This is a genomic window from candidate division WOR-1 bacterium RIFOXYB2_FULL_36_35 (genome assembly GCA_001771505.1).
Taxonomy (GTDB): Bacteria; Margulisbacteria; WOR-1; order XYC2-FULL-46-14; family XYC2-FULL-37-10; genus XYB2-FULL-36-35.
On record MEUA01000002.1, the window covers coordinates 26,179 to 37,706 of the forward strand.

An 11,528-nucleotide genomic window follows, 5' to 3' on the forward strand; every position below is an offset into this window, starting at 1 on the left:
GCTTGATTATAAGCAATTTTAACGGATTTTTATCGATATATATCTAGGAAATTTGTTGGTTTAACTTTTATCTTTAGTTGTTTTTTATCAAAAAATAAGAAGGAGAATATATTTAAAATATGAGAGTTGGAATAAAAGGAGCGACAAGTTTTGTCCAACCTGACATGAAACCTCCTTTGCCACTTGTGGAAGGAACTATAATAGGAACCCCTATAAGATGTCTTCATCTTCCGGAATTGAACACTGTTCCTCCTGTTTCCGTCGTCAGTCTCCCTGAAAAATTTAGAAGCTTTTTTGAACTAATTGAGCTGCAGGGTTTTTTAATGGAATACAATAAGGCTTCTATTGCTCCGGGGTTTGCTATAAAGCTTTTTCAGAATGGTATTTTTGGGAGAGAAGAAGTTGCCGCTATTTATGATGAATCTTTTGGAAGGATGAATGATGAATACTCTATCGGAACAAAAATATCATATCTAGCAGATATGTATAGTTGTGGTTTGCTTGAAAAATCTGAAGTCTTAGAAAAGATAGGAATTGTTTTGTCAAATAGAGAGAGATCATATTTATTGTATGAAGAGGTTATTTGTTTATATGAACGACAACTTATAAACAGGCAAGAAGCTCTAGACAAATTAATGAAATGTTTGTTGGAAGAAGACGACGTCGATTCCTACAACTTTATTGTTTTAAGAGGTATAGAGGGAGGAATTTTTGAAATTGATGACTCTGTAGTTTGCGAAGCTTTAGTATATGGAAGAGAAAAAAAATTAGTTCGTCTTTTAATATTAGTTTCTATTTTGCTAGATAAGGATGAGTTTGTTAAGCAGAGAGAAAAGAGTGTTTCTATTGTGGCAGATGCTTTAAATCGTGCAAAACAAGATGAATCAGTAGGCTGGTTGCCAACTGTTATAGTGAAGGCTTTTAAAAAAGGATATATGGATGCGGGAGAGCTTGATTCTTGGCGTAAGAAACTTCTTTTAAAAGGCGCGGGACTTGAAGCTGATACCCATCTTTTGTGTGCGAATTTTAACGCAGGGGAGGCCTCTCTTGAAGATTTGTTGGGTAAAACTGATGAGGCTCTTGATAAGAAAGGGGTCTTTTTTATTGGGTATCGAGCAATTCTATACCTTTATACGAAGGGAATCCTATTAAGAGATGAGGCGTTGCTCAGATTGTCAAAATTCTTAGATTGTGCGGAACGCGGAAATTTACATAAAAATTATATTGCTTGCGTTACAGATATGATACACGATGGATTAATCGCAGACAGGAATGATATGCATCTTGTAAAAGCTTTTGAATATGTTAGGAAGTTTAAAGATATGGGAGATTATGCAAGTCTTGTTTTTGAGGCCTTGGACAAAGGTTTATATAATGATGAATGTTGTTTTTTTGCCGCTGAAAGAGAGCGGTGGGGGATGGCGGAAGGGGGCTTTTCTTTAAATTGTAAATTGCAAGAGTTGTCGGTTCTTTTTGACATCGGAGAAGAGGAGTTAGATAGATTAAGAGAGAGAGTAAAAAATGATATAAGTTTAATTGAAAAGGCAAATGCTGAGGTTGCAAGAGAGGCTAATAGTGTGGATGTTAATTTTTTAAAGCTCTTTTTCCATGGTTTGGTAAATCTAGAGTTTGTTTCTCCTGCGTTAACTAAAGAATTATTGGGCAATCATTGTAGCAACAGAAAGTATATGCCCCTTTTGGCAGAAGACGTTAAAATGGCTTCCATGTTAAAGCCGGAATATGCACTCGTTTTAAGAGATTATTTGAAAAACATTAGAAGCTTTGGTCACCAATCGGCGAAAAACACTTTGATGCAGTTTGTGTCGCTTGCCAATGCTTGGGAATCTGCCGGATTAAATTTTTGTGATTTTAAAGCAATTTTAGATGACGCTGACGAAACAGGAGTTCAAAGATTGGGAAATAGCCTTCTATCAAAAGTGGCGGAGGTTTTTGATGCAGTTGTTATGCTAGATTCTGAAGCAGCGCGTTCCGTTGTGAGAGACTGGAAATTGTCTCATTTTGGATCTTTGTTTGTTTCTTCTGCCGGCTGGACAGCAAGGAGAAAAGGTCTTTTTGGTTTGGCTTTTCGCGCTGAGATTGAAAGAGAAACGCATAATATTTTTTTCCCTGGAAGTGTTGGCGATAAGGTTTTCCCTTCTCTTCCTTTTTTTCGTGGTTTTTCTGTAGAAAAATTAAAGCTTGTAAGAGAGGTAAGAAGACACAATAAACTATTTCTAAAGGAAGCAAAAGGTATTGGAGTTGACGCTGAAAGATGGATTCATGCTGCAGATGTTCCTCCTCTCCCTTTTAGGACAAAAGAGCTGGGAAAGACTTGGGAAGAACTTTTTCTGGATTTTAGAAGTCACTTTTTAGCGTTTGAAAATTGGTTTACAGCATCTGGAATTAACAGTGACACTTTTGATGGCGGAATTTTTGTAAGAAGATTTAAGAATGCAAAAGAAGCTCTTGGCCCCATAGCCCATCATCTGCTTGGCAATTCTCTTCCCCGCTTTAATCCTAATTTTTCCGATATGGGAGGTAACTTTAGAAAATTAAATCTTTTTATTATGGAACTTCGTCGGATTAATGTAGAGGAAAAATTCTTGACTGAATTAGATGGGATTATCAAAGATATTGTAAGTAAAAGAGTTATTGAAAAAACTAACCTTGATGATGTAATAATAAGATTTTGGTCAAGATCTTTAGGCAGAGATCTCTTTCTTGCCAGTGATGTTGATAGCTGTTTAAGGGTTGGAGGGTGGGGTGAAGATGACCATGACAACTTATTAATGCATCTTTTAAGTTTTGGAGTGAACTATATCCTTTTGGAGGATGTCAAAATAGACAAGGTTAGAGGCTATGCCCGTATTTACTTGACCGAAAGAGATGGCAAGCCCCAGATTTTTGTGGGAAGCGCCGATGGCCTTGCAAATCGGAATGCTTTTGAGCCCATTGGCGAGGTGTTGGATTTTATTAAAAAATTTGCTGCAGAGTGTAATATAAGTCCGGATAGTATTGTTTGGGATAGGGAAAAGGAGGGGAGGCGAGTTGGCGGGTGGCTTTGATTTTTAGTGATATATGTAAGGAGGTTACATTATTATGCCTGAAGGAATAACGGGACGTTATACTGCGGGATATTCACCCCTTAATAAATTGAGGGGAGACCTTACTGGGACTAAGTTAATGTTTACTGCCTATAAAGAGATGCTGAGCCCAAAAGGGGTGTTTGATGCGGTTGGGGTTAATCGTGCTCTTGCAAGAATAACTGAAGGGGCTCTTATCCATGAAGATGTAAATAGAGGGGCTGAAATTGTTTCAAAAATGCCAAACTTAGAACAGATAGATTTAGCCTTACCCTGGATGGAATGGTTTGATTTTTCTAACGTTGTACTTGAGTCTACGGAAGATAGCACAGATTTTATTATTTTTAATAGCCTGGATTCTTTGACTGATGGTTGTTTGCGTCCTTGTTCTTTTTGCTGTGATATGAACGGCCTTTCACGGGTTAAAGTGGATCCTTTTCCTGTCGCTCTCTATAAAGCAATCTATCATGATAAAATGGGATTTGTTTTTTCAGGGTGGAGGAGAGGGGATCCTATGCGAAATCTTTTGGATCCGTTTTTTAAAATCTCTTTATATGGCATTTTAAAAATTATGCTTGGGATTAATCCTAAATTTAAGTTTGGCAGATATCAGACATCCGGGTACGATTTAGATGAAAAACATGCACAAGAAACTTTTAAGGGGATTGGAAGCTTAACCTTTTGTGAAGAAGAATATAAAAGATTCCAGGCTTTGGTCTCTTTGTCTTTTCATTTAGCCCTTTCAAATCATGATGTTATTGGTGAAATATTTAACAACTGTACAATCTCAGATGATTTTATAAGATGGTATGCTTTGCGTAATTCAGCTGTGATTGACGAATTAGGGAGAAATTTAACAGGAATAAGTTTGAAGTTTTTAAGAGAAGATCTAACAGATGTCGCGGGATTGGATAAATTTTATGAAGAGAGTTGCTCTCACCTTAAGGCGGATAATGCCGTTTTAAAAGAGTACAATAGAGCAACAATAAAAGCTTTTTGTATGACATTGAAGCTTTTAGAAGTTAAAAGGGATGAAATTGAGAGGGTGCATGGGTTTTTGCTTGAAAATATAGGGAAGTCGAAAGAGACGCTTGTAAACTTTAGAGATAAGTCTGTTCATCTTTCTACTTCCTGGATTTTCGGAGCAGCGAAAAAAGATAGAGGTTCCGATTTTTATAATCGTCTTGCGTTGGCCGATAAATCTGATGGTTCGTGTCTTAAGATTGACAGAGGAACTATTCATCGCGGGGCTGACAGGCCATATCCTGTAGTTGAACAGCGAGATAGTGGCAGGGTAATGGTTAGAAGCATTCACGGCAACAGGAGAGAGTTATTGATTGATTCTACTCTCGATGAATTGTGGCCACTGTCAGAACATTAACCCCGATTATTATAATCGGGGTTAATAATTGGGGTTAACTATTTCTTTTCCTCATTATCCTTTTTCATTTCAAAATCGGCGTCGATTGTTTTATCGTCGTTATCTTTTTTTTCATCTTGAGAAGCGTTTCCCCCTTCCTGCCCCGGAGCGGAGGCAGTTTGCCCCTGTTGTGTTGTCGATTGTGCTTTATATATCTGTTCTGACATAGCGTAAACTTCTTTTTGAAGTCTTTCAAGTTGTTCTTTTATCTTGGAGAAATCTGTCCCTTTTAAAACTTCTTTCATTTCATTTAGCTCTTTTTCTACCTTCTCTTTTGTTGCGGTGTCAACCTTATCTGTCGATTCTTTTAGTGTCTTTTCAACAGTATAAACCATTGCGTCTGCCTGATTGCGGATATCTATTTCTTCTTTTTTCTTTTTGTCTTCTGATTCATGGGCCTCTGCTTCTTTTTTCATTTTTTCAATATCTTCTTTTGAAAGGCCGGATGACGCTGTAATTGTGATCTTTTGTTCTTTTCCTGTCCCCTTATCTTTTGCTGACACATGAAGGATTCCGTTTGCGTCAATATCAAAAGTGACCTCAATTTGTGGTATCCCTCTTGGCGCAGGAGGAATACCTTCCAAATGAAAACGTCCGAGAGATCTGTTGTCATCAGCCATTGGTCGTTCACCCTGAAGAATATGGACCTCTACGGATGTTTGTCCGTCCGCTGCCGTTGAAAATACTTGCGATTTTGATGTTGGAATTGTTGTGTTTTTTTCAATAAGAGGGGTCATGACTCTTCCCCAGGTTTCAATCCCCAGAGTAAGAGGGGTCACATCTAAAAGGACCATCTCTTTTACTTCTCCCGCAAGAACTCCTCCCTGAATTGCCGCCCCGATAGCTACTACTTCGTCAGGATTTACTCCTTTATGAGGTTCTTTTCCGAAAAAGTTTTTTACAGTCTCTTGAACTTTTGGCATCCTTGTCTGTCCGCCCACTAAAATAACTTCATCTATCTCTTTTGTTGTAAGTCCAGAATCTTGAATGGCTTGCTTGCAGGGGGTGAGGGTCCTTTCAATAAGATCCCCCACAATTTGTTCAAGCTTAGATCTTGTCAGTTTTACAACCAGATGTCTTGGCCCTGATGAATCTGCTGTAATGAACGGAAGGTTTATTTCAGTTTCTATTGTAGTTGAAAGCTCTATTTTTGCTTTTTCTGCCGCTTCTTTAAGTCTCTGAAGCGCCATTTTATCTTTTGATAAATCTATACCATTGTCTTTTTTAAAATCATCAAGAAGCCACTCTATTATTGTGTGGTCAAAATTATCTCCGCCAAGATGAGTATCGCCGTTTGTCGCTTTAACTTCAAAAACCCCTTCACCTATCTCAAGAATTGATATGTCAAATGTTCCTCCGCCTAAGTCATATATAGCAATCTTTTCATTTTTTTTCTTGTCCATTCCGTAAGCCAGCGATGCAGCGGTCGGTTCGTTAATAATACGAATAACTTCAAGCCCGGCAATTGTTCCCGCGTCTTTTGTTGCTTGCCGTTGAGAATCGTTGAAATAAGCCGGTACCGTAATTACCGCTTTTTTAACAGGTTCTCCGAGATAATCTTCCGCGGATTTTTTAAGCTTTTGTAAAATAATCGCGGATATTTCTGGAGGAGTATATTGTTTTCCTGAAATTTCAACAGCGGCTGCATCATTTTTTCCTTTTACAACTTTGTATGGGATGTGTTTTGTCTCTTCTGTTATTTCATTAAAAATTCTTCCCATGAATCTTTTGATGGAGAAGATTGTATTTTCTGGATGGGTTATCGCCTGTCTTTTTGCGACTTGCCCTACAATCCTCTCTCCTTCTTTTGGAAATGAAACAACTGATGGGGTGGTGCGTCCCCCCTCTGGATTTGGGATTACAACAGATTCTCCTCCTGACATTACAGCCACACATGAATTTGTGGTCCCTAAATCTATTCCTATGATTTTTTCTTTTGACATTTTAAAAACCTCCTATTTTTTCTCTGATACAATTACCATTGCCGGCCTTACAAGTTTTCCGTTTAATGTATACCCCTTTCTTAGTTCACAGATTACAGTATTTTCAGGTTTGTCAGATTCTTGTTTGCTCATGGCTTCATGGAAATGAGGGTCATATGGTTTATCTATTGCCTCAACCTCAAAAACTCCCAGTTTTTTAAATGTATCAATCATCTGTTTCTTTACAAGTTCTATCCCTAAAATGATATTTTCGTCATTTGACTTTTTTGCCGCAGCAATCGCATGTTCAAAACAATCAAGAACCGGCAGCAACTCGAAAACTAATGTTTCATTTCCAAACTTTATAAGCTCTTCCTTTTCTTTTGCTATTCTTTTTTTGTAATTGTCAAAATCTGCAAGTGTTCTTAAAAGTTTGTTTTTTAATTCTTTGTTTTCGTCTTCTTTTTTGTTTATTTCATCTTTTAAGGCTTCAAGATCGCCCTGAAAGGTTTCTAATTCATCCTTTATCTCTATCCCTTCACCTTGATTAGGAACTTGGGGTTCATTTTTCGTATCCTGGTTTTCTGTCTCCATATTTTGTTTCTTACTCCTTAGGATTTTTGGTTTTATAAAGTTTTTTTATGTGCCGGGAATTTCTTCATTAATCAAAGCTTCTAAATCGTTTGAGACTTGTTTCAAAATAGCAGTAACCCTGTTGTAGTCCATCCTTGTGGGGCCTATTATTCCAATAGCTCCAGGATCAAACCCCCTTAAATGATGGTGCGCTACAACAATGGAGAGGTCTTTCATATGCTTAAATTTGTTTTCATGCCCTATATGCAAGCTAAAAGGATTGAATTTTGAGTATTCTTCCAGTATTTTACAGATTAGTTGTTCATGTTCCAGAGTTTCTATGACGTTTTTTATGTTTTCTGCCTTTTGAAATTCAGGATGGGTTAAAATTTTTGAAAAACCGGAAGAGAGTGTCCTCTTGTTTTTTCCAAAAGAGACGAAAACCGTCGCATAGTTTAGCAGAGAAGAGATCATCTTGAGGGATCCTCTCATTATCTCTTCCATCCCCCTCCCTATTTTTTTGATTCCACTTCTAATTAGCGTAAGCTCTTTCCCAGATATTTTTTTTGTTTCCATTAGTTTGTCTACATAATACCTGTAGCCGTTGTCTGTCGGAATTCTCCCTGCGCTTGTGTGTGGGTGTGTTATGTAGCCAAATTGCTCAAGTTCCTGCATCTCATTTCGCACAGTAGCAGGAGAGACCGATCTTAGATAGTGTTTTGTAATCGTAAAAGAGCCTACAGGCTCTGCTGTATTTATGTAGTCTTCCACTACTGCGCTTAGAATATCTTCTTTTCTTGTTGAAATATCTTCTTTTGTCATAATTTAGCACTCTTCTTTATTGAGTGATAATTGTAACATTTTTTTATTTTGTTTTCAAGATTTCGTTTGCTTAAAAAGATTTAACCCCGATTAGAATAATCGGGGTTAAATAAATTCTTCAAAAACTAAATTTCCAAAAAAGAGACCTTTTTTTGTAAGCTTTATTCTTTTATTTTTTTCTTCAAGGAAGTCTTCTCTCTTTAATTTTTCAACTTCATTTTCAAATCCGTTAAATTTTTCTTTTGGGATCCCTTCGATCAATCTTAGCCCCATAAAGATTGTCTCTTTTGCGGCATAGGTAATATCTTCTTCATGTTTTATTTTTACAACTGGTTTTGAATCTAGATATTCTTCTATTGTTTCTGGGTTGCCCCATCTTTTTCCGTTTATATGAGAGTGGGCTCCCGCTCCAATGCCTATATAGTTTCTATTTTCCCAATAAGTTATATTGTGGCGGCACTCAAGACCTTTTTTTGCAAAATTTGATATTTCATAATGATGATATCCATTCTCTTTGATAAAATCGATCGCAAATTCATACATTTGCGCGTCGAGATCCTCATTCAAAAGACGACGATTCAAATCGTTCCCTTTTGATGTTAATTTTTCATAAAGGGGTGTTCCCTCCTCAACTTGCAAATTGTAGGTTGAGAGATGCTCTGGTTTCAAATTTAACGCATTTTTTAAATCGTTCTGCCACTCCTTTAAGGTTTGTTCGGGGATTGCAAAGATAAGGTCGAGGTTTATATTATCAAAGCCGGCATCTCTTGCAGCATCAAATGCCTGATATATTTTTTTTATGTCATGTATACGCCCCAGTGTTTTTAAATGTTTATTATTGAACGATTGTACTCCGATTGAAATGCGGTTAATTCCAAAGTCTCTCAAGGCTTTAAGATATTCTTTGTCAATTGTTCCCGGGTTTGCTTCAATAGTGATTTCTAAATTTGACATTGCCTGCCCATCCTGCAGACGGGGAAACTTAGGTATTAGCTTTTGAATATTAGAGATTAGAAATTCGAAATTAGATATTGGCAGAAGGGTAGGAGTTCCTCCTCCGAAATAGATAGTAGATAGCGGAAAGCGGTTTGCAGAGAGGAGAAAATGCAATTCTTCTGTTAGTTTACTAATATATTGATCCATCAAATCTTCTTTGCCGGCGTATGATGCAAAGTCGCAGTAGCTGCATTTTTGTTTGCAAAAGGGGATGTGAATATAAAGCGAAGAGAGAGAATTGTTATTATGGAGTTCTTCTTGTTTTTTATTTTTTCCCATCGTATTATTTGTCTTTTTTTACTTTCCGCTCCCTATTTTTAAGACTGCCATAAATGCTTCCTGAGGAATATCAACCGTTCCTACGCGCTTCATCCTTTTTTTCCCTTCTTTTTGTTTTTCAAGAAGTTTTCTTTTTCTGGTTACATCTCCTCCATAGCATTTTTGAAGGACATCTTTTCTTAATGCTGGTTTTGTTTCACGAGCAATCACTTTGCTTCCGATTGAGGCTTGAATGGGGACTTGAAATTGGTGGCGGGGGATTACCTCTTTTAGTTTTTCTACAAGAGCTTTCCCTTTGTAATACGCTTTTTCTCTATGTACTATGGTAGACAGGGCATCGACAGGTTCTTCATTCAGCAGGACATCCATTTTAACAAGATCTGCTTTTTTGTAACCGATCGGCTCATAGTCCATAGACGCGTATCCTCGGGAGGCCGATTTCATAATATCATGGTAATCTGAGACCAATTCTGACAACGGGATCTCATAATGGATCATTGCTCTTGAAGGATCGAGATATTCGATCCCTTTATATTCTCCTCGCTTATCCATGGTGATCTCCATAAGTTTTCCTATGTATTCACTTGGCGTAAAAATTGTCAGTTTGCAGTAAGGCTCTTCAATGCTTTCTATTTCTGAAGGGGAGGGGAATTGTGCCGGATTATCTATAAATATTGGCTCTTTGTTTTTTAAACTTATCTTATATATCACATTTGGAGCTGTCGCTATTAACTCTATATTGTGTTCGCGTTCAAGTCTCTCTTGAACAATTTCTAAATGTAGAAGTCCCAAAAATCCACACCGGAAACCGAACCCCAAAGCGACGGAAGTCTCTTTTTCAAAAAAGAGGGCGGCATCATTTAATTGTAATTTTTCAAGAGCTTCTGCTAAATGTTCAAAATCGCCTTGGTTTATAGGATAAAAACCGCAAAAAACCATAGATTTTATCGGTTTGTATCCGGGGAGAGGTTCTTTTGCCATGTTTTTTTCATAGGTTATTGTATCTCCCACCCTACATTCTTTGACATTTTTTACGCCGGAAATTATGTAGCCGACTTCTCCCGGGGTAAGCTCTTCTTTTTTTACAAAACCCAACCGCAGAGTTCCAATCTCTATCACCTCATAATTTGCTCCCGTCCCCATCATTTTAATTTTTGTGCCAGTTTTGAGAATTCCGTTTACTATTCTTATATAGGCGATTACACCCTTGTAGCTATCATAATGGGAGTCAAAGATTAGCGCTTGCAAAGGGGCTTTCTCGTCTCCTTGGGGAGGGGGTATTTTTTTTATGATGGATTCTAAAATATCTTCCATTCCAATCCCTTCTTTTGCGCTTGCAAGAACAATCTCTTCTTTTTTAAAGCCGAATACATTTTGCAATTCCTCAGTTACTTTTTCTATTTCTGCGTTTGGAAGATCTATTTTATTAATGACAGGGATTATTGTTAAGTTGCTGTTTAGGGCAAGATATGAATTTGCCAAAGTTTGGGCTTCTATTCCTTGGGTGGCGTCAACTATTAGTATTGCTCCTTCGCAGGCGGCCAGTGAACGGGATACCTCATAAGAAAAATCTACATGTCCAGGGGTATCTATCAGATTGATGGTATAACCTTTGTATTCCATTTTAATTGCTTGAGCTTTGATGGTAATTCCACGTTCTCGCTCCAGGTCCATTGTATCAAGAACCTGTTCCTTCATATTTCTTTTGTCTATGGTTCCTGTAAACTCAAGAAGCCTGTCGGCGATAGTTGATTTACCATGATCTATGTGAGCTATAATTGAAAAATTGCGAATCTTTTTTATATCCATATTTTAATTTTATCATATATATAAAGAAAAGGTCGCAATCCCACGCCCTGCTAAAATATTTGGAGTGCTTGAATAAAATATCCTGAACCCCGATTTCCTAATCGGGGTGAAATTTCATCTTTATTCTTTTGATAAATATCATAGAAGAATCATGCTTAGAAAAAAAGTTATATCTTTTAATGTGCAAGAAGTTGAAAAGAGGGTCTTAGCAAAAGATTTGCTAAGCGAGCTTGATAAGTGTGATTCTTTAAGTGAGACAATAATTCAGCAAATCAAAGAATTTGGCCTGCCATTTACAACAACACGCATTAAAGAAGCCTTTGCCAACGGACACTTAAAAGATTTTTTACAACAAAGGATAAAAAGTCTAAAGCAACAAACAGCAAGCAGCTTAGCGCAAGAAGAAGTAGTAGATAGTGACCTGTTATCATTAAAATCCCAAAAGATGGAACAAGTATTGGAGCAGATAATAGCCTCCCAGGAATTAAGGGATAAATTATTACTTTTTCCGAAATTTACCAGAGACTTATTAATTAAACTACGGGAAGAATATTGTAGTCGATATCACTATTCCAATTACGGACTGAAAGAGCTTTTAGATAAAGGGTTAGGAATTCTTTTTAC

Annotated in this window: 7 protein-coding genes and 1 pseudogene; 3 read left to right on the forward strand and 5 right to left on the reverse strand. The window is 37.2% G+C overall.

The genetic code is table 11. The features are described from left to right. Positions 1–119 precede the first annotated feature (119 nt). Together A2290_08020 and A2290_08025 are read left to right on the forward strand one after the other, a co-directional pair. Complete coding sequence (locus A2290_08020) at positions 120–3,065, forward strand: hypothetical protein (GenBank protein OGC16815.1); 2,946 nt, start codon at positions 120–122, stop codon at positions 3,063–3,065. Between the two features lie 34 nt (positions 3,066–3,099). Beyond that, positions 3,100–4,464: a hypothetical protein gene (locus tag A2290_08025; GenBank protein ID OGC16816.1), complete on the forward strand. Its 1,365-nt coding sequence runs from the start codon at positions 3,100–3,102 to the stop codon at positions 4,462–4,464. Positions 4,465–4,502: 38 nt separating this feature from the next. On the opposite strand, the gene A2290_08030 is transcribed toward A2290_08025, so the two are convergent. From A2290_08030 to A2290_08050, 5 genes are all read right to left on the reverse strand, one after another. Next, positions 4,503–6,446, reverse strand: coding sequence for a molecular chaperone DnaK (locus tag A2290_08030; protein OGC16817.1), 1,944 nt, complete (start codon positions 6,444–6,446; stop codon positions 4,503–4,505). Positions 6,447–6,458: 12 nt separating this feature from the next. Continuing rightward, a complete protein-coding gene (locus tag A2290_08035) occupies positions 6,459–7,019 on the reverse strand; it encodes a nucleotide exchange factor GrpE (protein OGC16818.1) in 561 nt (186 codons plus the stop codon). 45 nt (positions 7,020–7,064) lie between these two features. Then, positions 7,065–7,820: a hypothetical protein gene (locus tag A2290_08040; GenBank protein OGC16819.1), complete on the reverse strand. Its 756-nt coding sequence runs from the start codon at positions 7,818–7,820 to the stop codon at positions 7,065–7,067. A gap of 105 nt (positions 7,821–7,925) precedes the next feature. Then, the gene (locus A2290_08045) at positions 7,926–9,095 is read right to left on the reverse strand and encodes a hypothetical protein (protein ID OGC16820.1); all 1,170 of its coding nucleotides are present in this window, start codon (positions 9,093–9,095) and stop codon (positions 7,926–7,928) included. An 18-nt stretch (positions 9,096–9,113) separates the two neighbouring features. Beyond that, positions 9,114–10,904, reverse strand: coding sequence for an elongation factor 4 (locus A2290_08050; protein OGC16821.1), 1,791 nt, complete (start codon positions 10,902–10,904; stop codon positions 9,114–9,116). A 106-nt stretch (positions 10,905–11,010) separates the two neighbouring features. Between A2290_08050 and A2290_08055 the strand changes: the two are divergent. After that, positions 11,011–11,528 (forward strand): annotated as a pseudogene (locus A2290_08055) (hypothetical protein).